Origin of the sequence: Leuconostoc litchii, from assembly GCF_008107645.1 — a bacterium.
GTDB classification, from domain to species: Bacteria; Bacillota; Bacilli; order Lactobacillales; family Lactobacillaceae; genus Leuconostoc; species Leuconostoc litchii.
Genome location: NZ_SDGY01000001.1, coordinates 832,195 through 858,194, shown reverse-complemented (window position 1 = coordinate 858,194; position 26,000 = coordinate 832,195). Strand labels below are relative to the sequence as shown.

The following is a 26,000-nucleotide window of genomic DNA, read 5'->3' as shown; positions in this document are numbered from 1 at the left end:
CCACAGTATTGCACACGATTCCTTTCTGTAGGTTATGGTTTAATTATAGCATGAATTTAGAAAAAAGCAATTTAAATTAGCACTCTTTGCATTAGAGTGCTAATTTTAAAAATGGTATACTTTCATTGAGGTGAATTATGAATTATACACAAGCATTAAACGACCTACGTGATGGAAAAATTGACAAAATAGAAATTACGCCAGAATCTTTTCCGGAATTTCAAAAGGCATGGGCTAAATTTGCTTATCAGAATACAATCAGAGGTATAGCTCACACACATGGACAGGTGACTTATGTCCGTGCAAATTGATATGATAACATTACTATTTTTATGCTACAATATTATAAGTTAAGTAAAATTTATAAAGTGTCATAATAGTAGTCGTGACACAACAAGGGGCAGTATAGTGGCATTTACATTTGGACAAAAAAATGTTGGTATCGATCTAGGTACCGCTAACACATATGTATATATTGAAGGTCGTGGGATTGTATTACGCGAGCCATCCGTAGTTGCACGTAATACACAGACTAATGAAGTGGTTGCGGTAGGCTCTGAGGCCAAAGATATGCTAGGACGTACACCAGCAAGTATTGCTGCGATTCGTCCTATGCGTGATGGTGTGATTGCCGATTATGATACAACTGTTGCAATGATTCGTTATTATTTGCAAAAAGCACTTGGCGGTCGTATCGGAAAACCTTATGTCACAATTGGTGTACCCTCAGGCGTGACGGCAGTTGAAAGACGAGCTGTAATTGATGCTGCCCGTGTTGCCGGTGCTCGCGATGCCTACGTAATTGAAGAACCTTTTGCCGCAGCTGTCGGTGCTGGTTTACCAGTAATGGATCCAACGGGATCAATGGTTGTTGATATGGGTGGTGGAACCACAGATGTGGCTACTATTTCTTTAGGCGGCATTGTTTCAAGCCGTTCTATCCGTATAGCTGGAGATAAATTAGATGAGGCTATTGCTAATTTTGTCCGTAACAAATATAACGTGACCATTGGTGAGCCAACAGCTGAGAGGCTTAAAATTGAAATTGGTGCTGCCTCACTTTCTTTGGCACGTACACTACCAAATGCAACAGTACGTGGTCGTGATTTGTTGACAGGATTACCTAAGACAATTGATGTAACCGCCGAAGATGTTGCTACATCAATTCAGGAACCAGTTCAAGAAATTGTGGTAGCCATTCGTGAAACTCTTGAATCTACACAACCTGAATTAGCGGCTGATGTTATTGATCATGGTATGATTTTGACAGGTGGCGGTGCCCTATTGCGTGACATTGAAAAAATTATTCAAGAAGCAACAAAAGTTCCTGTGTTGATAGCTAATGAGCCATTAGATGCTGTGGCTATTGGAACAGGAGAAGCATTGAAATCGATTGATGTCATGCGACAAAAGTGAGCTTAATGTAAACTAGCGTGGCGCTTGCGCTACGCTTTTATTTGTAGTAAGAAACTTTTAATGAAATAGCGCATTACTCTTAGACAATTTTAAGAAGTAATAGGGTTTTGGGGAAATACATGAAAAAATTATTTTCATCACGCACATTAGTTTCGATAATTGTTGCGTTTATAGTAATTGTCAGTTTAATAGCCGGTTCGAGCTGGTGGGCGAAGAGAACAAATACGCCACCTTTTTTGCAACGCTTTGGCAATGATTTAGCTGGTGGTGTGAGCAGAATTATTTCTGTGCCAACAACCGCGGTTGGTCGTACAGCAAATAGTATTAGTAATCTCTTAGATACATTCGAAGAAAATAAAGAGCTGAAATCCAAAGTTGATGAATTTGCGCAAGACAAAGTTCATTTGCAGACTGTGGAAGAGGAAAATAAATCCTTAAAGCAACAGTTGAAATTAAAGGCCACATTAACAGATTATAAGACAGTATCGGCTGTTACTATTAGTCGTTCTCCAACAACGTGGCAATCACAGCTTGTGATAGATAAAGGCTCAAATTCAGGATTGAAAAAAGGTATGCCAGTGTTAGCTGGTGCTGGTATTATAGGTAGAATTAGTGAAGTAAATACAACGAATTCAAAGGTTGCTTTGATTTCTGACACAAGTTCTGATGCCAATAGATTTGCCATTAAAATCAAAGGTGATGACGGTGATGTGAATGGGATCGTCACAAGCTTTAATCGTGAAAAAAATCAGTTGATCATGGGACAAGTAACCTCAAATAACAAAATTAGTAAAGGGGATTTGGTTGAAACCTCTGGACTCGGTGGTGTTATTCCAGCTGGTCTTTATGTTGGTAAGGTCGCTAGCGTTACAGATGATGATTACGGTTTGTCTAAAAAAATATACATTGAGCCGGCCGCTGACCTAGGGAACATTACTACAGTTATGGTTGCAATTTCACAGATAGGAGCAAATTAATGGCGTTTTGGCAACTAACAAAATTGCGTGTGATTTATCCTGTATTACTTTTTTTAATACTATTTGTTGATGGGACGCTGATGTCTAGCATGGGGGGCTTGTTTACACAATTTCCTTGGCATATTCTACCAACGCTAACTTTAGGCTGGCTTTTTTTAGGAGTGCAATTTGACGTTGAAAAAGAATTACCCCTTTGGTTCTACGTTGTGGTTGTTGGTGTACTTTTTGATATGTATTATACAGGGATTTTTGGTACGTATACATTTGCTTTTATTGCCGCAGTTGCAGTCATGAAGCAATTACGTCATATACTAGATGAAAGAGTGCTAAGTGGTTTGTTCATGTACCTAATTGGTCTGCTGATATATCTTGTCATTTCATATGTCAGTGGATTTGTTACAGGAATTGCCAATGTCAGTTTGACTTCATTTTTGTTATATGAGGTGTTACCAACAATCGTTTTGAATTTAACCATTGCGGTAGTTTCTTATTATCCAGTGTGGTCATTTTTCCAATTTTTACGTTGACAAGTATTTATTTTATAGTATAATTATGGACATATAATAAAACGTTGAGTAGAAGAGTAGTTTGATTTATTTTTGAAAGAGAGTTTGCGGTTGGTGCGAGCAAATAAATAAATTAAACGAAACACATCTATGAGTACAAGGCTGAAAAAAGTAAGTTTTGTCGGTGGTGTCCGTTATCGCATAACAGTCTTTTGACTGATTGAGGTGTTATTAGTGATAATAGCATGTTCAAGAGGTGGCACCGCGATAAAACGCCCTCTGATTACATATGTACATTATGTAGTCAGAGGGCGTTTTTAATTAATAAAGGGACTGGCTAAGAGTTTTTGTGTGAGCAAAAGCTAAATTTGAGGTGGCACCACGCTAATGCGTCCTCTTACAGTAGAGATATTGTAAGAGGATTTTTTTGTTATTAAGCATGTTTAGTGACAATATGACGTTTTGTTAGAATTAAACACAATAATTATCAATGTAATCAAAAAAGGAGTATATATAATGAGCTATTTAATAACTATTATCCCAAGTCTAATGTCAGGATTAAAAACAACACTTGGTGTATTTTTCTTAACAATTATAGGATCTGTACCTCTAGGAATTTTAGTCTCTTTAGGGATGAAATCGCCTTATTTCACAATAAGATGGTTAATCAACGGTTATATCTGGATTATGAGAGGTACACCACTACTACTGCAACTCATTTTTATCTACTATGGATTAGGCATGATGGGGATTACTTTTCCACGCTTTGAATCCGCAATTATAGCTTTTATTATTAACTATGCTGCCTACTTGGCTGAAATCTTCCGTGGAGGCTTACAATCAGTTCCTAGAGGACAGTATGATGCAGCAAAAGTACTCGGGTTTAGTAAAATACAAACTTTCTTTAAAATCGTTTTACCACAAGTTATAAAGATTGTTGTACCTTCTTTTGGTAATGAAGTTATTAATTTAGTGAAGGACACATCGTTAGTGTATGTTATTGGGTTAGGAGATATTTTACGTGCTGGAAATATTGCTGCGAGTCGTGATGTTACGCTGACACCCTACCTTTTAGTGGGGGTGATGTATTTAATCATGACAGCCATTGTTACACTGCTACTTCGCCGTAGTGAGACAGTGTTGAATACTTGGAGGTAAGCTGATGTTAGAAATTAAAAACTTAACTAAACAATATAATGAAAATGTTATTTTTAAATCTTTAAATTTAACAGTAAATGATGGTGAAGTACTAAGTGTCGTTGGTCCATCTGGTATTGGTAAAACAACACTGATAAAAATTATGGCTGGTTTAGAGACAGCAAATGATGGTGAGATTATTTTGAATGGAAATCCTATTAATACTAATGGGGAAAGCTCTGATGTTAACATCGGTATGATTTTTCAAGATTTTAATTTGTTTCCAAACTATACTGTCATTGAAAATATTACATTAGCACCTGTAAATGTTAGCAAACAGCCTAAGAGTGAAGCGATAAAACAAGCTAAAGAACTTTTGGATTCATTAGGAATGTTAGAAAAGGCTGACTTATATCCTTATCAACTATCTGGTGGGCAAAAGCAGCGAGCAGCTATTGCCCGTGCTTTAGCCATGAATCCACAAATTTTAGCATACGATGAACCAACTAGTGGTTTAGATGAGGCTTCAACACACCAAGTTACTGAAGTGGTTAAAGCACTGAAAGAACGTGGTGTTACACAAGTAATCATTACTCATGACCAGCCATTTGCTGAAGCTGTTTCTGATCGTATGTTTGATTTTGCAACGGAGGTACAGCGCTAATGCCAAGTATGAAGAAAAAAATTATGGTCAATAGTATTGTGGGTGGTTTGTTTGTCATATTAGTTTTGTGGGCAATTATTTCGATCCCTAATAAGTCACAAAAGAATACAAACTCTGAACAATCGATAACAAAAACAGATCAGTGGTCACGTATAAAAAAAGAAAAGTTAATAACGATTGGTTTGGATGATACTTTTGTACCAATGGGATTTCGTGATAAATCAGGCAATTTAGTAGGATTTGATGTAGATTTGGCTACAGCTGTGTTTAAAAGTCTAGGAATCAAAGTCAAATGGCAACCTATTGATTGGTCGATGAAAGAAACTGAACTAAACACAGGTAATATTGATGCAATTTGGAATGGATATACGATTACATCTGACCGAAAGAAGCAAGTTGCTTTTTCAAAACCTTATCACAAGGCTACTCAAGTACTCGTGACATTAAAGAAGAATAACATCAATAAATTTTCAGATATGAAAGATAAGGTGTTAGGAGATCAAACAGCTTCTAGTGGAGACCAAACTTTTGAACAATATCCAAAAGTTTTGAAGCAATATGTCAAAAATCAAAAAGTAATTGGATACGATACCTTTGATAAAGCATTTAATGACTTAAATGCTGGTCGTATTGATGGATTGTTAATTGACGAAGATTATGCACGTTACTATGTTGCGCATCAATCCAATCCTAGTGACTATACTGTTACTGTTGGTGATTTTCCAGTAAATGATAATGCGGTTGGTTTCCGTAAAACAGACAAACAATTACGTCGAGCTGTAAACAAGCAGTTAGCCATTTTCCAAAAAGATGGTCGTTTAGACAAATATAGCGCAAAATGGTTTGGAAATTAACCTCTTTCTAGCAGTACCGTAAAGGTGCTGCTTTTATGTTAGAATAGTATTAATAGTTTTTATTGCGCTGGGGAGGGCAATATGCTGCGTATATCTTTTTGGATTGTTATCTTAATAGTATTAATTTTTAATACAATTATTTCATTTATTGCTGTTTTTCGGCAAAAACGTGAAATTGCGACAATTTGGGCATGGATGCTTGTATTGCTATTGCTGCCGGTCGTAGGGTTTTCTATATTTTTTTTGGCGGGGAGTCGTATTTCCAGCAAAAAGATATTTCGCTTGAGAACGCAGGAACAACGTGGCCTTGATCAAATTGCCTTAAATCAAAGCAAACAGTTACAAGATATAGAAAAATTATTACCTATTCCTTACAGTGCCACAGAGCTACTAAAATTATTTTTAGCATCAGATCGTGCTGTATTAACACGTGGAAATGATATTACTATTCTTAGTGATGGTCAAATGAAATTTGACAGATTATTTGCAGATATTCGTGCTGCTAAAGAACATGTTCACCTAGAATATTTTTCAATTTTTGATGATAAAATAGGGCATCAATTAGTTGATTTGTTAACAAAAAAAGCTAACGAAGGTGTTGAGGTACGTGTGATTTATGATCAATTTGGTTCTCATGGTCAACATCCTAAAATGTATAAGCAGCTTCGCGCTGCTGGAGGCGTTGCTGTGCCTTTTTTAATGAGACGTTTTCAGTTATTGACGCTTCGTTTTAATTTTAGAAATCACCGTAAAATTGCTATTATTGATGGTAAAATTGGTTATATTGGTGGTTTTAACGTTGGTGACCAATATATTGGTGAATCAAAAAAATTTGGTTATTGGCGTGATACACATACGCGAATTGTTGGCGATGCTGTTTTGTCTTTGCAAAGTCGATTCCTAATGGATTGGAATGCAACCGCAGAGGGTAAAGAAATATTAACTCAGACAATGCAATACTTTCCAGAAAATTTTTCATTACCCGGAAAATCTATGGTTCAAATTGTTTCTAGTGGTCCTGATGATGATATGAAACAAATTAAACAAGGATATATGAGAATGTTTTCTTCTGCCCGTGATACTATAAGTATACAAACCCCTTATTTCATACCTGATGGCCCAATTTTGGAAACATTAGAAGTGGCCATTCTTTCAGGTGTTAAAGTACGATTGATGATTCCTAATAAACCGGATCATCCATTAGTCTATCGCGCAACGGAATATTATGCTCAGGAATTAATTGAGCTTGGGGCAACTGTTTATCGATATGATGGTGGATTTTTACACAGCAAAGTGGTCATTATTGACAATGAAGTAGCTACTGTGGGTTCGGCTAATATGGATATACGTTCTTTCTCACTAAATTTTGAAGGAAATGCTTTTATATATGATCCAGATTTTTCAGCTGATTTAGAAGAGCTATTCGAACAAGATATAACAAATTCTACGCTATTAACAATGGAATATTTTGAAAGACAGTCAGTTTGGATGAAATTCAAGCAAAAATTTAGTCGGCTGTTCTCACCAATACTATGAAAAAAACAATTATTAATAAAGGCGCTAAACTTGTTGTTTTGCCTACAACACAATTTAAGACATTACATATTGCAATTGACTTTTCAACATTGGCAGAAGCTAAAAGTATTAGCGCCAGAGCATTAGTATCTTATTTAACTGCGGTTAGTTCAGCCAAATATAAAAATCAGCAGGCTGTTGCGAAAAAAACGATTGACTTATACGGCGCACAATATCAAACTGATGTTTTTCGTATAGGACAAATGCATCATGTGCGTTATACTTTTCAAATGCCAGCACCGACATATTTGTCTGATGAAAGTCAATTACTAAAAGATGCATTTGATTTTTTACAAGAAATGATTTTTAATCCACTAGTGGAAAATAATGCTTTTGATGAAGAAACTTTTTTAAATGAACAAAAAAGCTTGATTAATGAATTGGTCAGTATTAAAGATGATAAGAATCAATATGCTATTGCTAAACTGAGAGAATTAACGTATGATTCTCCAGGGATGCAGATGGCTGCAATTGGTAACAAAGAAGATGTAGCTCAGTTGACATCTTCTGAAGTGTATAAAGCCTATATCGATATGTTACATCACAACATGATGAATATTGTTGTATTAGGAGATGTTGATCATGTACAGGTGTCACAGATTTTAAATGAATGGCCGATTGTGGCCCATCAAGATGAGAAATCAGTGGAACCGTTTTATCGACAGTCAGCTAAACAACAGCCTAAAGAATTAGTTGATTATCAGATTGATATTAACCAAGCTATGCTAACAATGGCTTATCAAATTGATGTGGCACCTTTTGACAATCAACGCTTTGCAATTCTGGTTATGAATTCTTTGCTAGGTGGTACGCCTTTATCAAAATTGTTTATGAATGTACGAGAAAAAGAGTCTTTAGCCTATAGTATTTATTCTCGATGGCAACAAGATACTGGTTTTTTGACGATTTTTGCAGGACTCGATTCTGAAAAGGTTAGTCAAGCTGATGGTATGATTAAGACACAAATTAAAGCCCTTCAGTTGGGAGATTTTGATCATAAAACACTAGAGGCTGTCAAGCAAAGTTTAATTAATGACTACTTAAGTCGCCACGACTCACCACTTAGTCAAATTGAAGTAACATTTTCTCAATTATTAACAGCGCATGAAACGAGTGAGCAAAAATGGATAGAGCGGATCAATGCGGTGACGGCTCAAGAAGTCCAACAAGTAGCTCAAATGCTCTCATTCCAGAGTCGTTATATACTATTACCTGAGGTCTAATATGAAAATAAAACATTATCTAAAGCTAAAAGAAGATTTGGTTACAGAAACACTAGATAATGGTCTTAAAATTGTCATGATACCAAAGTTGCCTTATCATAAAACTTTTGCTGTTTTGACGACAAACTATGGTGCCTTAGAACAAAAGTTTTCTATCAATGGCGGATCAGTAATTGATATTCCCGCAGGGACAGCTCATTTTTTAGAGCACAAATTATTTGAAAAGAAAAACGAAGACGCATTTACAAAATTTGGCGAGCTAGGTGCCGATGCTAATGCTTTTACAAATGCTTTTCAGACGAGTTATCTCTTTTCAACCGCACAAAATTTTATACCGGCTTTGATACATTTATTAGATTTTGTGCAGACCCCATATTTTACAGAAAAAACAGTTGCCAAAGAGCAAGGAATTATTGGGCAAGAAATACAAATGTATGATGATGATCCAAATTGGGCACTTTATATGGGTTTATTGAATACGTTATATCCGGGCGCAGCGATTGCTCAAGATATTGCCGGAACACAAAATTCAATTTTAAAAATCACGCCCGAATTACTTTATAAGCTGCATTCGGCTTTTTACCAGCCTAACCAATTAACGCTTCATATTGTTGGTCATTTTAATCCAAAAGAAATACTTGCAGCTATTCATGATAATCAGGATAAAAAAAATTTCAAAGCCGTGAAGATTACACACTACGCGGAAAAATTTTCTACCCCAAATAAGATTCAAGTAGAACGGCATTTTAACGTTTCACGACCTAAGGTAGCCTTTGGTATTCGAGTTGACCATGATAATGTGTTGGGAGTGGAAGGTGCCAAGCGTGTTTTGATTGTTGACATTTTAAATGATTTATTATTTGGTGAACAAACAGATTGGTATCAGGATCTTTATAGTCGTGGTATTATTGATACAGAATTTGAGACGTCGTTTGATATTATAAAATCCTATCAGTATGTGAGCTTTTTTTCAGAGACTGAGGAGTATGATTTATTAACGGATGCCATACAGGGGCAAATTGACCATTATTCAAAATATTTAGAAAATCAGCAAAATACGTTTGAATCACTTCGTAAAGCGACCATTGGTGAGGGTATTCAGAAGCTAAATTCTCTCGAAAATATAGCTTTGCAAGGTGATGATGTCTTGTTCGGAACAAATCTTTTTGATAAGATAGAGTTGTTACAAGATTTAACGTTTGATGACATTCTTGTAACAGCGGATAAATTATATCGAAATGCTACATTGCAAAGATTTTTATTGCGTAAGTAGTTTGTGGGTTATTATGAACGAAATTTTAACAAATCAAATTGGCGAACAGTTGAAATCTGCTCGCTTAGAAAAAAAGTTATCCTTAGATGATATTCAAGGCATTACAAAGATTCAACGCAGGTATTTGGCTGCCATTGAAGAGAATAATCTCAGTGTGCTTCCGGGTGATTTTTACGTGCGTGCTTTTATACGTCAGTATGCCTTGGCGGTGGGGCTACACCCAGACGAATTATTAGGAGAAACAAAACCAGTTTCCATATCTCGAATGAGTGACTTAAGTCGTGCACATAGAGATAATGATGGAGTTGTTAGAGCTGGTATAGATAAAACACAGACAGCCAGAACGCATTTAGTTAATTTTATGCCAACTATATGGCTCGGTATGCTCATTATTGTTGCTTTAGTTGTGATTTGGTTTGTGTTGACACATGTTGGTTCCTCTTCACAACAAAGTGGCAGTAATGATAATATTTCAGTCTCTACGTCTAATGTAACAAAATCCTCAAGTAAAGCCTCGTCGTCATCGAGTTCTAGTACAAAAACATCGCAAATTGATCTAGGAACACCAGAGACTAATACAAGTTTGCAAACAACAATATATAATTTGTCAAATCAAAGTACAAAAAAACATACAGTTGTTATTACAGCAAAAAATTCGGGTACAACCGTCAAAGTTAATGATGCAAGTAGTAATATTTTATTGAATGAGACATTAAGTAGTGGTAGTAAGACAGTTGAAATTCCTACTGGTACAACTGCATTTAATGTACAATTTTCAAATGTAAATAATGCTACTCTTACTGTGGATGGAGAAAATGTTACAGTAAGCGGTACAACGACATCATTTTGGAATGTACTTTTTAACTTAAATAAGTAAGGGAACTATCATGAATTTACCTAATAAATTAACTGTTTTCAGGATTGTTTTAATTCCTGTGTTTATATTATTGTTGACATTACCATATACTTGGCATAATATCAATATTTTTGACGCAGCGATCCCTTTAAATTGGCTAATTGCTGCCATAGTTTTTGCGGTAGCTTGCATAACTGATTTTCTCGATGGCAAAATTGCACGTAGTCAGAATCTAGTGACTAATTTTGGAAAGTTTGCAGATCCTTTAGCTGATAAACTATTAGTCATGACCGCATTAATTTTCCTAACAGGATTTCATGTTGTACCAGCTTGGATGACTGCTGTTATTGTTATACGGGAATTAGCTGTGACAGGATTGCGTACGTTGATTGTTGAAAATAATGGTAAGGTACTAGCTGCTCAAATGCCAGGAAAAATCAAGACTTTTTCACAAATGTTTGCGATTTTCTTTTTGTACATAAAAGATGTACCGTTTTCGCTACTTCATTTTCCAATAGGTGAGGTTTTGTTATGGATTGCAGTTGTCTTTACACTTTATTCTGGTATTGACTATTTTTGGCAAAATAGAGATGTCTTCTCAGATGGTTTATAATAAAAAAAGCGCTTATAGCGCTTTTTTCGTACAATAAAACATAAGCAAACACGTAACGAACAAACGTTCGAAAAATACTTGCTTTTGAGATGAGAAAAAGGTAAACTAGTCACGTAGAACAAAAGGAGTTATCCGCGATGGTAGCAAAAAAAACGACTAAAAAAGACGATCAAGCTAAGAAAGATGGCCGTCAAGCCGCTTTAAATGAAGCGTTAAAGAAAATTGAAAAGAATTTTGGCAAAGGTTCCGTCATGACGCTAGGTGATAACGCGCTGACACAAATTGAAACGATTCCTTCTGGATCTGTTAAAATTGATGTCGCCTTGGGTGTGGGTGGTTATCCTAAAGGGCGTATCATTGAGGTCTATGGACCTGAGTCATCAGGTAAAACAACTATTGCATTACACGCTGTTGCTGAGGTTCAAAAGCAAGGTGGCACAGCTGCATACATTGATGCAGAAAACGCTTTAGATGTTAAATATGCCGAAGCACTTGGTGTTAAAAAAGACGAATTACTTCTATCACAACCAGATACGGGCGAACAAGGGTTAGAAATTGCTGATGCCCTAGTCCAATCTGGAGCTGTCGATATGATTGTCGTTGATTCAGTAGCTGCCTTAGTACCTCGTGCAGAAATTGAAGGTGAAATGGGCGATGCTCACGTTGGTCTTCAAGCTCGTTTGATGAGTCAAGCTTTACGTAAATTAGCAGGTACTTTGAATAGAACTGGTACAATCGCCATTTTTATCAATCAAATTCGTGAAAAAGTTGGTGTCATGTTTGGTAATCCTGAAACGACGCCAGGTGGTCGTGCGCTAAAATTTTATTCAACAATACGTTTAGAAGTAAGGCGTTCAACACAAATTAAAGATGGTACTGATGTTACAGGTAACTTAACCAAGGTCAAGATTGTTAAGAATAAAGTAGCACCACCATTTAAAATTGCTGAAGTTGATATTATGTACGGTAAAGGAATCTCGCAGACAGGTGAAATTTTAGATCTGGCAGTTGAACAAGATATTATTGATAAAGCAGGTGCGTGGTATGCTTATGAAGGTGAGCGTATTGGGCAAGGGCGTGAAAAAGCAAAAGATTATTTGGACGATCCGGAACATGCAGAGTTGCGACAGGCTCTGTATGTTAAAGTGCGACAAGCATATGGAATTGATTCTAACGCTAACGGTACAGCAGTTTCAAATACTGAAGTACAAGCCGAAAATAATGATAAAAAAGTTGACTTACTTGATTTAGAATCAACAGAAGACGATTCTTTAACAGATGAGCCAATTGTATAAATTATGTAAATATTTAGAAAAACGTTAGGTCGTTTTTCTTTTTTTTGTTACAATGCAAGTAAAGAAACGCATGGAGATGAACATGACTAAGATACTTGTTGTTGATGATGAAACTGCAATTGCAACATTATTGCAATATAATTTGAGACAAAATGGCTATGATGTAACAGTTGCGACGGATGGTTTATCTGCATATCAAAAAGCAAAAGAGCAGCAATTTGATGCAATATTATTAGATTTAATGCTACCAGAAATGGATGGCATGACAGTCTTAAAACAATTACGTCAAGACAAAATTACCACACCGATAATTCTTGTAACTGCAAAAGGTGATGAGTTTGATCGTGTGCTTGGTCTAGAGTTAGGCGCTGACGATTACATTACAAAGCCGTTTAGTCCTCGAGAAGTCGTTGCGAGGTTAAAAGCAGTATTACGTCGTTCGCAAGTTAGTGCTGATGTAACAGATGAAATGATTATTACCATTCAAGATTTGTTAATTAATGATGGTAAGAAAATTGTTACAAAGGCAAACAAATCTTTATCTCTGACACCACGTGAATATGATTTGCTTTTATATTTTGCGCAACGTATAGGCCGAGTAATTGATCGGGAAACAATTTTAACTGCTGTATGGGGGTATGAATACACAGGTGAGAGTCGCATGGTAGATATGCATATTAGCAATTTACGGGATAAAATTGAAACGAATCCAAAATCACCAAAAATTTTGAAAACAGTGCGTGGCTTTGGATATACTATGACAAACTAATTTTTAAAGTAATGATCAATGCTTAACATTTAAGTATTGATCATTTTTCTTGTAAATGATTCTTTACAATTATTTACAAGAACGCGACTGAATCATGCTGCGTTTCATAACATAACGCTCGTAATATATAAGTTGTAAACAAGGAGCGGCACCCAAGAGCCTCTACTACAGCCTTGTTTCGTTACATATTTCTAAGGGAGAAATCTTCATGAACAAAAAGATTGTAGGAATTATTGGTGGTATAGTGGTTATTGCGGCTGGAATTGCTCTCTACACTTCTGCAAATAATAAATCAAGCGATAGTAAGTCGAGTACTACCTCTTCTTCTAAAGTAACTGGAAAAGTTTTGTCATTGGGATCGACCGCTTTGCAACCTTTGGCAGAACAAGTTGCAAGTTCGTTCCAAGATAAAAATCCTGGTGTAACTGTTACGGTGCAAGGCGGTGGTTCTGGAGCCGGATTGAGTCAGGTTTCTGATGGATCGGCACAAATTGGCAATTCAGATGTCTTCGCTGAAGAAAAAGAAGGTGTCGATGCTAGTAAATTAGTTGATCACAAGGTTGCAGTTGTTGGTATTGCACCTGTTGTCAATAGTGATGTTCAAATTAGTAGTTTAACGAAAACACAATTAAGAGATATTTTTACGGGTAAAATAACTAACTGGAAAGATGTTGGCGGTAAAGATGAAAAAATTGTCGTTATTAACCGTGCGACAGGTTCAGGGACACGTGCTGTCTTTGAAAAGAACATCTTAGACGGACAAAATGCTGTTCAAGCAACTGAACAGGATTCTAACGGAACCGTTCAAAAAATTGTTAAAACAACACCTGGGGCTATTTCATATTTAGCATTTGCTTATCTTGATTCAGATGGTATTAAGGCTCTTAATTTGAGTGATGTTCATCCGAATAAGAGTAATGTTGAAGATAATTCATGGCCAATCTGGGCTTATGAACATATGTATACTAAAGGAAACCCAACAGGGGCTACAAAGGCTTTCTTACAGTACTTCACAACCAAAGAAGTTCAAAAAACTATTGTTCCTAAGTTAGGTTATATTGGTTTGACAGACATGAAAGTAACACGCGATTCAAGTGGTAAGGTTACTGATAAGTAAAGATAACACAAAACAAGCGAATTGCTTGTTTTTTATTTTGCAATTAAGAATGCTCAACCATGATAAAATAAATTTATGAAGAAAAGAATTGGAAAATTAATCAGTATATATGTGCTAAATATTTTATTATTGTTTTTGGTGACACGTGTTGTACACGTTGTTCATAATCAATTTTATGTATTGTTAATCATATTTTTTGTGGTCGCTAATTTTGAAGTATGGTTTTTAAATTTTTGGCAAAATAAAGAAACATCAGAGCTGGCAATTATGAAGCAGCGAATGGTTGCAACATCCGTTGGAGAAATACCAAGGGGCGTAATCGCAGAACCTACTTCTCCATACTATGAATTATTAGAAAAATTCAATAACTTACAGAATTACATTCGTCATATGCAATATGATACGAACCGTGAAATAAATAATTACCAGACGTTGTTAACTAGTTTACCGGTTGGGGTGATTAATGTGAATCGTCATCATATAATCGATGTATTTAATCAAACAGCAGCTGACTTACTTGGTGTTGAAATGCCCAAAGTACCAATTCTGGATAGCCTTGTAATTCGCCACTTTACGCTATCTGAGTTGATTAACCACACCTTTAATACAGAAAAAAAGCAACAATCAATCTTGAATTTAATTGTTAATGGCGAAACAAAACAGTATGATGTTAGTACGCTCTTTCACCAATCTGGTATTAATACAGAAGTAATGGTTATGTTGTATGATTTAACCGAAGTCTTAAAAATTGAACGAATGCAAGCTGACTTTTTAGCAAATGCATCACACGAATTTAAAACACCATTAACTGCTATAACTGGTTTCGTTGAAACATTACAGGGTGAAGCAGGAGCAGATGAAGATGTAAGGGCACAATTTTTACAAATTGTAGCTAACGAAGCAAATCGTTTGTCAGCTTTGGTTAGTGATATATTGTCATTATCACGTGTGCAACATAAGGTTGATGAAAAGGCAACCAATATTAAAATAACTCAGATTATAGATCAACAACTGAAAAAAATAGATACTAAATCAGTTTTGGTACATAATGATGTCGCATTAAATTTCAATGCATCAGGAGTCACCAGTGATATTAGTACAATAGTACAAAATTTGTTAACAAATGCTATTAAGTATAACAGAATTGCTGGGGAGGTTTGGATAACAGCTTCCAAAAATAAGCAAAATTGGCAAATTAATGTCAGAGACTCTGGTATTGGTATTCCATTAAATCAACAATCACGTATTTTTGAACGTTTTTATCGTGGTGATGAGTCACGTCAAAGAAGGATAGCAAGTGGAACAGGATTAGGATTAGCAATTGTCAATGAAATTGTGAATAAGCACAATGGTGAAATCAAGGTGAAGTCACAGGTCGGGGTAGGAACAACAATTAGTGTCATTTTACCATTGTAAAGAATTTGAAAAAAATTACTGTAAACAAGGCGCATCAAGCTACTCGCTTGATGTGCCTTGCTTTTTTGAGTTGTTGATTTTCGTCTTTACACAATCTTTACATAAAAGCGTTTTGACATTTACATAAGTTTAAGATAATGAACATGTAGTAGTAAATCTTGGGAGGCATTAACATGTCGAAATCTTATCGCGGCCCAATCGTATGTACGATTGTAGCCGTGGCTGTTGCTGCAGCATTTGGAACAGCGTATGCAATGCGTGATAAAAGTGCGTCAAATACGTCAATTACTGCAGTTGGATCTACGGCTTTACAGCCATTAGTCGAAGCTGCTGGTGAAGAATATGCTAAAGATAATCTTGGCACTTTCATTAACGTTCAGGGTGGTGGAACTGGTACAGGATTAAGTCAAGTATCGCAAGGTGCGGTGGACATAGGAAATTCTGATGTTTTTGCCGAAGAAAAAGAAGGTATTAACGCTAAAAAGTTAGTCGATCATCAAGTTGCAGTTGTTGGTATTGCACCATTGTTAAATAAAAAGAATGGTATTAAAAATTTAACAACCAAACAATTAACAGCAGTCTTTACTGGTAAAGTAACGAACTGGAAAGAAGTTGGTGGTAATGATCAAAAGATTGTAATCATTAACCGCGCAGCTGGTTCGGGAACACGAGCAACTTTTGAAAAATGGGGCTTGCACGGTGCGCAGAGTATTGAAGCGCAAGAACAAGATTCTTCAGGAATGGTTCGCTCGATTGTTGCAACAACACCTGGAGCCATATCTTATGCAGCTTTTGGCTATATCGATAATAGTGTTGTGGCTGGTAGTGTAAATGGTATTAAACCTACAAAACAAAATGTTGTGGCTGGAAAATATGCTATTTGGTCATACGAACATGTGTATACTAATGGTACTCCAACTAAGCCAGTAGCTCAATTCTTAAAATACTTAACTTCTAAAAAAATTCAATCAACCCTCGTACCAAAATTAGGGTACATATCAATACATGACATGAAAATTAGTCGTGATGTGAATGGTCAAGTGACTAAAAAATAAATTTATTTTCTATTCCTAAACATTCTATTTTCGACACTCACTTTGGAGAAAAAATGGATAACATTACAAAAAAACTTATGCAGAGATCTGAGTCAACGCGTAAGGACACGTTTGGTCGTGTTGTTAGTTTAACAGCGTTAATTTTGATTGGTGTTGTGGTTGTGGCAATTTTTGCCTTCGTTTTAAGTCGTGGATTGTCAACGTTCTTTAAAGACGGTGTTAATGTTAAAGACTTTCTATTTGGAACAACTTGGAATCCGTCAGTGACAAACCCAGCGACAAAACAACCGTACGTTGGCGCTCTACCAATGATTATTGGATCATTTCTGGTTACATTCTTAGCTGCTATTGTTGCAACGCCTTTTGCCATTGGAACGGCATTGTTTATGACTGAAATTGCTCAAAAACGTGGTGCAAAAATCATGCAACCAATTATAGAGTTATTAGTAGGAATTCCATCTGTTGTTTATGGATTTATTGGTCTTACTGTTGTGGTTCCTTTCATTAGAACGATAACTAGTGGTTCTGGATTTGGAATATTGTCTGGAACAATTGTTTTGTTTGTAATGATCCTGCCCACCATTACATCAATGACGGTTGATACATTAAAATCAGTTCCACGGTACTATAGAGAATCAGCTTTAGCAATTGGTGCAACACGCTGGCAAATGATTTATAAAGTAATCTTGCGCGCGGCAACACCAGGTATTATGACAGCCATTGTTTTTGGTATGGCGCGTGCATTTGGTGAGGCATTGGCTGTCCAAATGGTTATTGGTAATGCTGCCTTAATGCCAACAGGATTGACAACACCTGCTTCTACATTAACTTCTGTATTGACAATGGGCATTGGAAATACAGTTATGGGTTCACTCCAAAATGACGTTTTATGGACACTGGCAATGATTCTATTGCTTATGTCATTAGTATTTAATTTGATTGTTCGCGCAATTGGACGAAGAGGGGCGATGAAATAATGAACGCAAAAACTGCTGATAAAATAGCTACTGGTGTTATTTACGCTATTTCAAGTATTGTTGCTTTAATTTTGTTTGCAATGTTAGGATTTATTCTTGTTAGAGGAGTACCGCATTTATCCTGGCATTTCTTAACTTCACCGGCTAGAGCCTTTGAAGCTGGCGGTGGTATCGGAATACAGCTCTTTAATTCATTTTACTTGTTGATTTTGGCCATGTTGATTAGCTTCCCCATTGCATTGGGTGCGGCGATATATCTTAATGAGTACGCTCAAAAGAACCGTTTTACAGCTATTATACGTACTGCTATTGAAATATTGAGTTCTTTACCTTCTGTTGTGGTGGGCTTGTTCGGCTTTTTGCTTTTCGTTGTCCAATTTAAGTTAGGATTTTCTATTTTGTCTGGTGCTATTGCACTGACATTATTTAACTTACCGCTTTTAACAAGGTCAATTGAAACGAGTTTGGCACAAATTCCTGATTTACAACGTGAAGCTGGTGCCGCTTTAGGACTTTCACGTTGGGAAACGGTGTTACATGTAATTCTTCCAGCTGCTGTTCCTTCAATTGTAACAGGGGTTGTATTATCGGCTGGTCGTGTATTTGGTGAAGCCGCTGCTTTGATTTACACAGCGGGGCAATCTGCACCAGCATTGAATTTTGCCGATTGGAATCCATTTAATATTTCAAGTCCTTTAAATCCAATGCGACCAGCAGAAACGTTAGCTGTGCACATCTGGAAAATTAATTCTGAAGGTATTATGCCTGATTTGAATGCGGTTTCAGCTGGCGCTTCAGCTGTTTTGATTATTGTTGTGTTGCTATTTAACTTTAGTGCACGCAAGCTAGGTATGAAATTGTATAAAAAGTTAACGAGTGCGTGAGGCGATTATGACAAATTCTAATACAGATCTAAAACCAGCCAGCGAATTCATTAGAGAGAATGCACCAGAGCGTTTTATCTACAATATGGATCCTGAGAAACATGAAATTGCTTTATCAACCCATGATTTGCAAGTATTTTACGGTGATAATCTTGCATTGAGTGAGGGGGATTTACAGTTTGAACGATATAAAATCACAAGTTTAGTTGGTGCTTCTGGATCAGGAAAATCAACCTTCTTGCGTTCGTTAAATCGTATGAATGATGATGTTGCTACGGTTAAAGGAAAAATTATGTATCGTGGTGTGGATATTAATACTAAAAAAATTGATGTCTATGAAATGCGACGTCATATTGGTATGGTATTTCAACGTCCCAATCCTTTTGCTAAATCAATTTATGATAATATTACTTTTGCCTTAACAAGTCGTGGCAACTATACTAAAGAACAATTAGATGAAGTAGTTGAAACAAGCTTAAAACAAGCTGCCTTGTGGGATCAAGTGAAAGATGAATTAGATAAGTCGGCACTGGCTTTATCTGGGGGGCAAGCACAGCGTCTTGTTATTGCACGTGCATTGGCACTTAAACCAGATATCTTACTGCTGGATGAACCGTCTAGTGCGTTAGATCCGATTTCTTCTGCGCAAGTGGAAGATACATTGCTTAAGTTGAAAGATCAATATACTATTATTATAGTGACACATAATATGCAACAAGCAGCCCGAATTAGTGATTACACCGCTTTCTTTCATATGGGGAAGATTGTTGAGTATGATCTGACAAGAAAAATATTTACACGACCAAAAGTAGCGCTTACAAATGATTATATATCAGGTAATTTCGGATGACAGACAGCAAACAAAAAACAATTTTATCAACCCGTGATGTACATCTTTGGTACGGTAAAAAAGAAGCATTACATGGTATCGACTTGGATTTTCCGGAAAAAGGAATTACGGCATTAATCGGACCTTCTGGATCAGGAAAATCAACCTATTTGCGAGCGATTAATCGTATGCACGACTTAGAAGATAATGTAACTGTTACAGGTTCTTTTAATTTTAATGGAACAGATATTTATGCGCCTACAACTGACACTGTAGATTTGCGTAAGCGTATTGGTATGGTATTTCAGCAGCCTAATCCATTTCCATTTTCAACCTATGAAAATGTAGCTTTTGGACTGCGCCTTGCCGGTGTAAAAGATAAGGCCGTTTTGGACGAAGCAGTGGAAAAAGCGTTGAAACAAGCTTCTGTTTGGGATGAAGTCAAAGATACACTCCATAAGTCAGCGCTTGGATTATCTGGTGGTCAACAACAGCGTGTTTCAGTTGCTCGTGTTTTGGCAACATCGCCAGAACTTTTATTGTTGGATGAACCAACTTCTGCATTAGATCCTGTATCTAGTCACAATATTGAAGAAACACTGTTAAAGTTACGCGATGATTATGCAATGATTATTGTTACGCATTCAATGTCTCAAGCATCGCGAATTTCTGATAGGACTGCTTTCTTCTTAAGTGGTGATTTAGTTGAAGTGGACGAGACTAAGCATATTTTCTTAAATCCAGAAAAAAAGGAAACACAAGACTATGTGTCTGGTCGTTTTGGTTAATTTACACAATCTTGATGTGGAACGGTTATAATATAATAAAGTTAAGGAGGTTTCACTATGCGTCGATTATTTGATGAAGAATTAGCAGATTTAGACAGTTCATTTACAGAAATGGGGATGCTTGTTTCACAAACAATTCAAAAAGCTGTACAGTCATTTGTGGATCATGATCGCGAGGGAGCTCGTAAGATATTAGAAAATGATCACCAAATTAATGAGCGTGAAGCAGCAATCGAAAAGAAAACCTTTGAAATGATTGCTTTATATCAACCAGTAACAACTGATTTACGTGAAATTGTAACTATTTTAAAAGCTGTTTCGGTGTTGGAGCGAATGGGCGATCAAGCTCGTAATATTGCTAATTCAACAATACGTGTTAAGGGAACCAAACACATAGCCAATGTTGAAAAAGAACTAGGTGAAATGGGTGAAATGGTCGCTAGCATGGTTTCTGAGGTTATGGACTATTATGTAAAAAATGACGCTCTTGGAGCTGAAGCGATTGCTGATAAAAATAGTATTCTCACTCAAAGTGCAGCCAAGGTTCGAACAGATTCTGTTAATGGCATGAAAGAAGATGCTGAATTAGTAGACTCTGCTGCTGACTATCTAGTAATTGCTGGTTATCTAAAACGTATTGGTGACTATACGACTGATATTGCTGAATGGATAGTGTATAAAAGAACTGGAAAAATTATTGAATTAAATCCTGGATATAATTTCTTTATTTAAAGCAAAATAAAAAGGTCAAATTATCGTTTAGTGCGATTTTTTGACCTTTTTATTTTTAATAAATATAAAGCTATATGAAAAAATAATGAGTAACAATCTATTCAGAGGTATAGAAGCCGTATAGGTTTTCTACGTTATTGGTTTTCAAACTATCAGATAATACCATCTAGCAGATTTGACAAACCATCTAGAATATTTGTTATAATAGAATTATTGAAAGCTTAGTGTATCAATATGGTAAACGTTTTCAAAAAATAATAAATATTGGAGAAATTAATGCGATTTATTGTTCGTTTAGCGATAAACATGTTGTCATTTTTGTTATTATCAATGATTTTCCCGACGGGTTTTCGCGTAGACAATTGGGTAGCGGCTTTATTGGCAGCATTTGTGTTATCTATATTAAATACTATCATTAAACCAATTTTAACAATTTTGACATTACCATTAACAATTTTGACATTTGGCTTTTTTGCAATTGTGGTGAATGCCATATTACTAGAAGTTACTGCGGATATTGTTGGTGGATTTGATTTTTCAAGTTTTGGTTGGGCAATGCTTATTGCATTTATTATCTCTATTATTAACACGCTTTTAACAAATGATTTGCATGTGCAAGTAGAAAGACATTAAAATGGCACAAAATTCAGTAACAGTAAAACAATTAGTAGAAAACACGCGACTAAAAATAGTTGCGGGGGAGCAATATTTAGATCGAGAAATTACTACATCTGATATATCTCGTCCAGGCTTAGAAATGACAGGCTATTTTAATTATTATGCCCCGGAAAGAATACAGTTATTAGGTATTACTGAAACATCATTTTCCGAACGAATGAGTCACGATGAACTTTTATTAGTTTATCGACGCATGGCTGATAAAAAAACACCAGCGTTTGTTATATCAACAGGATTACCAATTAGTGATGAATTAAGCCAAGCGGCTGATGAAGCACATATTCCAATCTTATCTTCAACTTTAACTTCATCACGAATTCTTTCAAATATGACCTATTATTTGGGTGGTGAGTTGGCACCGCGTAAAAATGTTCACGGCGTTTTAATTGATGTGCATGGTCTGGGTGTTCTGATTACTGGAGATGCAGGCATTGGGAAAACCGAATCGGCTTTAGAATTAATTCAGCAAGGGAAAGCCAGATTGGTTGCTGATGATCGTGTTGATATTTATCAAGAAGATGAAGAGCGCTTAATTGGCGAGCCAAATGGCGTATTAAGAAATATGATGGAAGTACGTGGTGTTGGTATCATCGACGTACAACAAGTCTATGGGGCTGTTTCTGTGCGCTCTCATGCTACAATTGCATTAAACATTCATTTATCAAACGGTAAAATTGGAGAAGCTAATTTTGATCGTCTAGGGAATGATAATGATTCCCTAGAAATTCTAGGAGTTAAAATCAAGCGTATGGTGGTGCCAGTCACACCAGGACGAAATACAGCCAGTGTCATTGACGCTGCTTCCGTTAAATTCCGTACGTCCAATATGGGTATCGATGCATTGAAAACATTGGAAGAACGTATGACGGCTGAAATGGAAAAAAACGAGAAAATTGATACAGAGGGTCAAAATAATGACTAAAATAGCCGTATTAGGTGGTGGTTCATGGGGAAGTGCTTTGGCAAATGTTGCTGCAGAAAATGATAATGATGTACGACTATGGACACGAACTGCAACACAAGCCGATGAAATTAATGGCCAACACACAAACCAAAAATATTTACCTAATGCTAAACTATCTGATGGTTTAATGGCTACTAGCAATTTGGCATTGGCAGTCATGGATGCTGAAGTGGTTCTAATTGTTGTCCCCACAAAAGTTGTCCGAGAAGTTGCAAGTCAGCTAGCCGATGTATTAAATAAGCAAAATCATCGTGTTATCTTAGCGCATGCTACCAAGGGCTTGGAGCAAGAGACGTACAAACGTATTTCAGAGATGCTTTTTGAAGAAGTACCTGAAAAATATCGCTCAAGTTTGGCAATGGTTTCTGGACCTTCACATGCTGAAGATGTTATCAAACATGATTTGACAGCAGTATCAATTGCTTCAGATGATAAAGCAGCGGCTCAGAAACTGCAGAAAATATTTGCGAATGCCTCATTTAGACCTTATACAAATAATGATTTGTTAGGATCGGAGTTAGCAGCAGCCTTAAAAAACATTATTGCTATTGGTTCTGGGGCACTTGTTGGTCTAGGATATGGTGCCAACGCACAGGCGGCTTTATTGACACGTGGTTTATCAGAAATGCGGGCACTTGGTTTAGCTATGGGTGCACAACCAGAAACATTTTTGGGTCTAGCAGGAATAGGTGATTTGATTGTCACAGGTATGTCACCAAACTCAAGAAATTATCGTGCAGGGCAACAACTTGGTGAAGGTAAAAACCTACAGGAAATTCAAGATCAAATGGGCATGGTTATTGAGGGCGTTAGCACGACTAAGGCGGTATATGAATTTGCAAAACAAAATCATGTAGAAATGCCTATAACTGAAGGGATTTATCGTATATTGTATCAAAACGAACCGTTGCGTGAAGTGATTCAAGATCTGATGAGTCGTCCTTTACGCAGTGAAAATTAAAATAAAGAGGAAAAAATTATGAAACCAGTACGTAAAGCCATTATTCCAGCAGCAGGTCTAGGAACTAGATTTTTGCCAGCAACTAAGGCATTAGCTAAAGAAATGTTACCTATTGTTGATACGCCTACAATCGAATATATTGTACGTGAGGCTATTGAATCAGGGATTGAAGACATTGTTATTGTTGATGGGAAGTCAAAACGTTCCATTGAGGATCATTTTGATTCAAATCCAGAATTGGAAAATAATTTACGTGAAAAAGGCAAAGATCAATTGTTGAAGTTAGTTGAAGAAACTACAGATATTAACATGTATTTTATTCGTCAATCACATCCCAAGGGGCTTGGTGATGCTGTGTTGACCGCTAAAGCATTCATTGGTGATGAACCTTTTGTTGTTTTGTTAGGTGATGACTTGATGCAAGATGAAGAACCATTGACTAAGCAATTGATCAGACGTTATGAAGAAACTGGAGAGTCAACGTTAGCCGTAATGAAGGTACCGCATGATCAAGTTTCAGAGTATGGCGTTATTGATCCTGCAGCACAAGTTGATGATAATGGCCTTTATAGGGTAAAAACTTTTGTGGAAAAGCCAAAGCCTGAAGAAGCACCTTCAGATTTAGCTATCATTGGTCGCTATCTTTTGACCCCTGAAATTTTTGAAGAATTGGAAAATACTAAGCCTGGTAAAGGTAATGAAATTCAATTAACAGATGCAATTGATTCATTAAATAATCGTCAACATGTTTATGCTCATGAATTTAAGGGCAGCCGTTATGATATTGGTTCAAAAATAGGATTCTTAGAGACAAATATAGAGTTTGGATTGAAGCATCCACAAACAAAAGATGCGCTACGTGCATATATCAAAGAATTAGCTGCTAAGTTGTAATTAGAGTAATAAAAAACAGGATTCTCAACTCCTGTTTTTTAATTACTCTAGTAAACGTGATACTCGACAATGATTAAATAATCGAGTAAAATTGATATTAACAAAAAGTAAGTGAAGGGGTATTTATGACAGATAAAATCAAAGAATATGATGTGGTTGTGATTGGGGCAGGACCAGCGGGAATGACTGCAGCTACATACGCGTCAAGAGCTAATTTAACAGTGTTGATGTTGGATCGCGGTATTTATGGTGGTCAAATGAATAACACAGCTGAGGTGGAGAATTATCCAGGTTTTAATTCAATTTTAGGACCTGATTTATCCGAAAAAATGTATGCCTCATCGACTCAATTTGGTGCTGAATATGGGTTTGGATCGGTAGAAAGTATTGAAATTAAAAATAATAAAAAAATTATTCATACTGACATGGGCATTTATGCCGCTAAAGCCATTATAATTGCGACTGGATCCGAACACACACACTTGGATGTAGATGGTGAAGATAAATTCCAAGGACGTGGCGTGAGTTATTGTGCGGTATGTGACGGAGCTTTTTTCCGTAACGAAGATGTTTTGGTTGTTGGTGGTGGTGACTCAGCTATCGAGGAGGGATTGTATTTAACAAATTTAGCTAAATCAGTTACTGTTTTGCATCGTCGTGATAAATTACGCGCACAACAGATTATTCAAAATCGGGCTTTTGATAATCCTAAAATGAAGTTTCAATGGCAGACAGAAGTGTTAGCTATTACCGGCGATGATGAAAAGGTTACGGGTGTTGATGTTATTGATAATCAAACAAATACAAAACGCCATATCGATACTTCTGGTGTTTTTATCTATGTAGGTTTAAAAGCTAATACACAAGGTTTTGAAAATCTAAACATTACAGACTCTGAAGGTTGGATTATTACCGATGATAAAATGAGAACCACAATACCTGGCATATTTGCGGTGGGAGATGTTAGAGTGAAAGATTTACGACAAATTACTACTGCTGTTGGTGATGGTAGCTTGGCTGGACAAGGTGTGTATGATTATATTAGTAGTTTACCAACTACTGAGAAGGCTACTGAAGACATTGTTCAATAAAAAAGAACCAATGATGAATTACATCATTGGTTCTTTTTCTTTTATGAATTCTTTATTTAACAATTTCGCAGAATTCGACGATAACACCATCAGGACCTTGGACATTAAAAAACTTAATACCGTTATCCCAAAATGGTAAATGTTGTACTTCAGAATCAATCAAAGTAAATCCTTCAGACTTAGCAGCTTCAAAAGCTGCATCTGCATCAGTAGTGTCCATTGAAAGATGATTGATAGCTCCTGGTTTACCAACAACTTCGTCACCACTCCAAGTTTCAATTACTAAATTCTCTCGTTGCAAGAAGATAACATTTCCAGCAGGGAAATCACCAGTTTTCTTGAATCCTAATTTTGTCCAAAATGCTTCAGAATTTTCTAGTGAAGATGATGGGATACCAACATGTTGCAAACCTGAGTAATAATCAGAAAAAGCCATAATTTTTCCTCCAAAAATAA

Annotated in this window: 28 protein-coding genes and 1 other annotated feature; of the genes, 27 read left to right on the top strand and 1 reads right to left on the bottom strand. The window is 36.3% G+C overall.

Features of this window, described 5'->3' with window-relative positions; all coding sequences use genetic code 11:
- The first annotated feature begins 137 nt into the window (after positions 1 to 137).
- The 27 genes from ESZ47_RS09370 to trxB all read left to right on the top strand — a co-directional run bounded on the left by ESZ47_RS09370 (position 138) and on the right by trxB (position 25,544).
- Positions 138 to 311 (top strand): hypothetical protein, encoded by a 174-nt coding sequence (locus tag ESZ47_RS09370; RefSeq protein ID WP_167497043.1) that lies wholly within the window; start codon positions 138 to 140, stop codon positions 309 to 311.
- Between the two features lie 97 nt (positions 312 to 408).
- Entirely contained in the window at positions 409 to 1,416 is a 1,008-nt protein-coding gene (locus ESZ47_RS04235; RefSeq protein WP_148605048.1) for a rod shape-determining protein, read from the top strand.
- Between the two features lie 119 nt (positions 1,417 to 1,535).
- A complete protein-coding gene (gene mreC / locus ESZ47_RS04230; RefSeq protein WP_148605047.1) occupies positions 1,536 to 2,393 on the top strand; it encodes a rod shape-determining protein MreC in 858 nt (285 codons plus the stop codon).
- Complete coding sequence (mreD, locus tag ESZ47_RS04225) at positions 2,393 to 2,920, top strand: rod shape-determining protein MreD (protein WP_148605045.1); 528 nt, start codon at positions 2,393 to 2,395, stop codon at positions 2,918 to 2,920. The genes mreC and mreD overlap by 1 nt, the downstream gene beginning before the upstream one ends.
- Positions 2,921 to 2,955: 35 nt before the next feature.
- Positions 2,956 to 3,182 (top strand) — a binding site (T-box leader).
- 233 nt (positions 3,183 to 3,415) lie between these two features.
- The gene (locus ESZ47_RS04220; protein ID WP_148605043.1) at positions 3,416 to 4,057 is read left to right on the top strand and encodes an amino acid ABC transporter permease; all 642 of its coding nucleotides are present in this window, start codon (positions 3,416 to 3,418) and stop codon (positions 4,055 to 4,057) included.
- Positions 4,058 to 4,061: 4 nt separating this feature from the next.
- Positions 4,062 to 4,700: an amino acid ABC transporter ATP-binding protein gene (locus tag ESZ47_RS04215; RefSeq protein WP_148605041.1), complete on the top strand. Its 639-nt coding sequence runs from the start codon at positions 4,062 to 4,064 to the stop codon at positions 4,698 to 4,700.
- On the top strand, positions 4,700 to 5,554 hold the full coding sequence (locus ESZ47_RS04210; RefSeq protein WP_148605039.1) for an amino acid ABC transporter substrate-binding protein: 855 nt from the start codon (positions 4,700 to 4,702) through the stop codon (positions 5,552 to 5,554). Before ESZ47_RS04215 ends, ESZ47_RS04210 begins: the two co-directional genes overlap by 1 nt.
- Before the next feature lie 81 nt (positions 5,555 to 5,635).
- Positions 5,636 to 7,090, top strand: a complete 1,455-nt coding sequence (gene cls / locus ESZ47_RS04205) for a cardiolipin synthase (protein WP_148605037.1) — start codon at positions 5,636 to 5,638, stop codon at positions 7,088 to 7,090.
- Positions 7,087 to 8,352, top strand: coding sequence for an EF-P 5-aminopentanol modification-associated protein YfmF (gene yfmF, locus ESZ47_RS04200; protein WP_148605035.1), 1,266 nt, complete (start codon positions 7,087 to 7,089; stop codon positions 8,350 to 8,352). Before cls ends, yfmF begins: the two co-directional genes overlap by 4 nt.
- Position 8,353: 1 nt before the next feature.
- Positions 8,354 to 9,625: an EF-P 5-aminopentanol modification-associated protein YfmH gene (gene yfmH / locus ESZ47_RS04195; RefSeq protein ID WP_148605033.1), complete on the top strand. Its 1,272-nt coding sequence runs from the start codon at positions 8,354 to 8,356 to the stop codon at positions 9,623 to 9,625.
- A 13-nt stretch (positions 9,626 to 9,638) separates the two neighbouring features.
- Positions 9,639 to 10,502, top strand: a complete 864-nt coding sequence (locus ESZ47_RS04190) for a helix-turn-helix domain-containing protein (RefSeq protein ID WP_148605031.1) — start codon at positions 9,639 to 9,641, stop codon at positions 10,500 to 10,502.
- A 10-nt stretch (positions 10,503 to 10,512) separates the two neighbouring features.
- Entirely contained in the window at positions 10,513 to 11,094 is a 582-nt protein-coding gene (gene pgsA / locus ESZ47_RS04185; RefSeq protein WP_148605030.1) for a CDP-diacylglycerol--glycerol-3-phosphate 3-phosphatidyltransferase, read from the top strand.
- A gap of 137 nt (positions 11,095 to 11,231) precedes the next feature.
- Positions 11,232 to 12,389 (top strand): recombinase RecA, encoded by a 1,158-nt coding sequence (recA, locus tag ESZ47_RS04180; RefSeq protein WP_148605028.1) that lies wholly within the window; start codon positions 11,232 to 11,234, stop codon positions 12,387 to 12,389.
- 82 nt (positions 12,390 to 12,471) lie between these two features.
- Positions 12,472 to 13,158: a response regulator transcription factor gene (locus tag ESZ47_RS04175; protein ID WP_148605026.1), complete on the top strand. Its 687-nt coding sequence runs from the start codon at positions 12,472 to 12,474 to the stop codon at positions 13,156 to 13,158.
- A gap of 208 nt (positions 13,159 to 13,366) precedes the next feature.
- A complete protein-coding gene (locus ESZ47_RS04170) occupies positions 13,367 to 14,275 on the top strand; it encodes a phosphate ABC transporter substrate-binding protein (RefSeq protein WP_148605024.1) in 909 nt (302 codons plus the stop codon).
- A gap of 75 nt (positions 14,276 to 14,350) precedes the next feature.
- Entirely contained in the window at positions 14,351 to 15,691 is a 1,341-nt protein-coding gene (locus ESZ47_RS04165; protein WP_148605022.1) for a sensor histidine kinase, read from the top strand.
- Positions 15,692 to 15,864: 173 nt separating this feature from the next.
- Positions 15,865 to 16,746: a phosphate ABC transporter substrate-binding protein PstS family protein gene (locus tag ESZ47_RS04160; RefSeq protein ID WP_148605020.1), complete on the top strand. Its 882-nt coding sequence runs from the start codon at positions 15,865 to 15,867 to the stop codon at positions 16,744 to 16,746.
- 53 nt (positions 16,747 to 16,799) lie between these two features.
- Positions 16,800 to 17,723, top strand: a complete 924-nt coding sequence (gene pstC / locus ESZ47_RS04155; RefSeq protein ID WP_148605018.1) for a phosphate ABC transporter permease subunit PstC — start codon at positions 16,800 to 16,802, stop codon at positions 17,721 to 17,723.
- A complete protein-coding gene (gene pstA, locus ESZ47_RS04150) occupies positions 17,723 to 18,607 on the top strand; it encodes a phosphate ABC transporter permease PstA (protein WP_148605017.1) in 885 nt (294 codons plus the stop codon). Before pstC ends, pstA begins: the two co-directional genes overlap by 1 nt.
- Positions 18,608 to 18,614: 7 nt before the next feature.
- Positions 18,615 to 19,457: a phosphate ABC transporter ATP-binding protein PstB gene (gene pstB / locus ESZ47_RS04145; RefSeq protein ID WP_148605015.1), complete on the top strand. Its 843-nt coding sequence runs from the start codon at positions 18,615 to 18,617 to the stop codon at positions 19,455 to 19,457.
- A complete protein-coding gene (gene pstB / locus ESZ47_RS04140; protein ID WP_148605013.1) occupies positions 19,454 to 20,224 on the top strand; it encodes a phosphate ABC transporter ATP-binding protein PstB in 771 nt (256 codons plus the stop codon). The genes pstB (ESZ47_RS04145) and pstB (ESZ47_RS04140) overlap by 4 nt, the downstream gene beginning before the upstream one ends.
- Before the next feature lie 57 nt (positions 20,225 to 20,281).
- A complete protein-coding gene (phoU, locus tag ESZ47_RS04135) occupies positions 20,282 to 20,956 on the top strand; it encodes a phosphate signaling complex protein PhoU (protein WP_148605011.1) in 675 nt (224 codons plus the stop codon).
- 276 nt (positions 20,957 to 21,232) lie between these two features.
- Positions 21,233 to 21,589: a phage holin family protein gene (locus ESZ47_RS04130; RefSeq protein ID WP_148605010.1), complete on the top strand. Its 357-nt coding sequence runs from the start codon at positions 21,233 to 21,235 to the stop codon at positions 21,587 to 21,589.
- 1 nt (position 21,590) lies between these two features.
- Positions 21,591 to 22,556, top strand: a complete 966-nt coding sequence (gene hprK / locus ESZ47_RS04125; RefSeq protein ID WP_148605008.1) for an HPr(Ser) kinase/phosphatase — start codon at positions 21,591 to 21,593, stop codon at positions 22,554 to 22,556.
- Positions 22,549 to 23,559: an NAD(P)H-dependent glycerol-3-phosphate dehydrogenase gene (locus ESZ47_RS04120; protein WP_148605006.1), complete on the top strand. Its 1,011-nt coding sequence runs from the start codon at positions 22,549 to 22,551 to the stop codon at positions 23,557 to 23,559. Before hprK ends, ESZ47_RS04120 begins: the two co-directional genes overlap by 8 nt.
- An 18-nt stretch (positions 23,560 to 23,577) precedes the next feature.
- Entirely contained in the window at positions 23,578 to 24,453 is an 876-nt protein-coding gene (gene galU / locus ESZ47_RS04115; RefSeq protein ID WP_148605004.1) for a UTP--glucose-1-phosphate uridylyltransferase GalU, read from the top strand.
- Between the two features lie 125 nt (positions 24,454 to 24,578).
- Entirely contained in the window at positions 24,579 to 25,544 is a 966-nt protein-coding gene (gene trxB / locus ESZ47_RS04110; RefSeq protein WP_148605002.1) for a thioredoxin-disulfide reductase, read from the top strand.
- 52 nt (positions 25,545 to 25,596) lie between these two features.
- On the opposite strand, the gene ESZ47_RS04105 is transcribed toward trxB, so the two are convergent.
- On the bottom strand, positions 25,597 to 25,980 hold the full coding sequence (locus ESZ47_RS04105) for a VOC family protein (RefSeq protein WP_148605000.1): 384 nt from the start codon (positions 25,978 to 25,980) through the stop codon (positions 25,597 to 25,599).
- Between the last annotated feature and the right edge of the window lie 20 nt (positions 25,981 to 26,000).

Bases quoted from the DNA above. Each gene is read 5' to 3' on its own strand.
- ESZ47_RS04210 (WP_148605039.1), top strand. From the start codon at position 4,700: ATGCCAAGTATGAAGAAAAAAATTATGGTCAATAGTATTGTGGGTGGT.
- phoU (WP_148605011.1), top strand. From the start codon at position 20,282: ATGCGTCGATTATTTGATGAAGAATTAGCAGATTTAGACAGTTCATTT.
- ESZ47_RS09370 (WP_167497043.1), top strand. From the start codon at position 138: ATGAATTATACACAAGCATTAAACGACCTACGTGATGGAAAAATTGAC.
- ESZ47_RS04190 (WP_148605031.1), top strand. From the start codon at position 9,639: ATGAACGAAATTTTAACAAATCAAATTGGCGAACAGTTGAAATCTGCT.
- ESZ47_RS04105 (WP_148605000.1), bottom strand. From the start codon at position 25,980: ATGGCTTTTTCTGATTATTACTCAGGTTTGCAACATGTTGGTATCCCA.
- pgsA (WP_148605030.1), top strand. From the start codon at position 10,513: ATGAATTTACCTAATAAATTAACTGTTTTCAGGATTGTTTTAATTCCT.
- ESZ47_RS04215 (WP_148605041.1), top strand. From the start codon at position 4,062: ATGTTAGAAATTAAAAACTTAACTAAACAATATAATGAAAATGTTATT.
- pstC (WP_148605018.1), top strand. From the start codon at position 16,800: ATGGATAACATTACAAAAAAACTTATGCAGAGATCTGAGTCAACGCGT.
- yfmF (WP_148605035.1), top strand. From the start codon at position 7,087: ATGAAAAAAACAATTATTAATAAAGGCGCTAAACTTGTTGTTTTGCCT.
- cls (WP_148605037.1), top strand. From the start codon at position 5,636: ATGCTGCGTATATCTTTTTGGATTGTTATCTTAATAGTATTAATTTTT.
- recA (WP_148605028.1), top strand. From the start codon at position 11,232: ATGGTAGCAAAAAAAACGACTAAAAAAGACGATCAAGCTAAGAAAGAT.
- yfmH (WP_148605033.1), top strand. From the start codon at position 8,354: ATGAAAATAAAACATTATCTAAAGCTAAAAGAAGATTTGGTTACAGAA.
- trxB (WP_148605002.1), top strand. From the start codon at position 24,579: ATGACAGATAAAATCAAAGAATATGATGTGGTTGTGATTGGGGCAGGA.
- mreD (WP_148605045.1), top strand. From the start codon at position 2,393: ATGGCGTTTTGGCAACTAACAAAATTGCGTGTGATTTATCCTGTATTA.
- pstB (WP_148605015.1), top strand. From the start codon at position 18,615: ATGACAAATTCTAATACAGATCTAAAACCAGCCAGCGAATTCATTAGA.
- hprK (WP_148605008.1), top strand. From the start codon at position 21,591: ATGGCACAAAATTCAGTAACAGTAAAACAATTAGTAGAAAACACGCGA.
- pstB (WP_148605013.1), top strand. From the start codon at position 19,454: ATGACAGACAGCAAACAAAAAACAATTTTATCAACCCGTGATGTACAT.
- ESZ47_RS04170 (WP_148605024.1), top strand. From the start codon at position 13,367: ATGAACAAAAAGATTGTAGGAATTATTGGTGGTATAGTGGTTATTGCG.
- ESZ47_RS04120 (WP_148605006.1), top strand. From the start codon at position 22,549: ATGACTAAAATAGCCGTATTAGGTGGTGGTTCATGGGGAAGTGCTTTG.
- pstA (WP_148605017.1), top strand. From the start codon at position 17,723: ATGAACGCAAAAACTGCTGATAAAATAGCTACTGGTGTTATTTACGCT.
- ESZ47_RS04160 (WP_148605020.1), top strand. From the start codon at position 15,865: ATGTCGAAATCTTATCGCGGCCCAATCGTATGTACGATTGTAGCCGTG.
- ESZ47_RS04165 (WP_148605022.1), top strand. From the start codon at position 14,351: ATGAAGAAAAGAATTGGAAAATTAATCAGTATATATGTGCTAAATATT.
- ESZ47_RS04130 (WP_148605010.1), top strand. From the start codon at position 21,233: ATGCGATTTATTGTTCGTTTAGCGATAAACATGTTGTCATTTTTGTTA.
- ESZ47_RS04175 (WP_148605026.1), top strand. From the start codon at position 12,472: ATGACTAAGATACTTGTTGTTGATGATGAAACTGCAATTGCAACATTA.
- ESZ47_RS04220 (WP_148605043.1), top strand. From the start codon at position 3,416: ATGAGCTATTTAATAACTATTATCCCAAGTCTAATGTCAGGATTAAAA.
- mreC (WP_148605047.1), top strand. From the start codon at position 1,536: ATGAAAAAATTATTTTCATCACGCACATTAGTTTCGATAATTGTTGCG.
- galU (WP_148605004.1), top strand. From the start codon at position 23,578: ATGAAACCAGTACGTAAAGCCATTATTCCAGCAGCAGGTCTAGGAACT.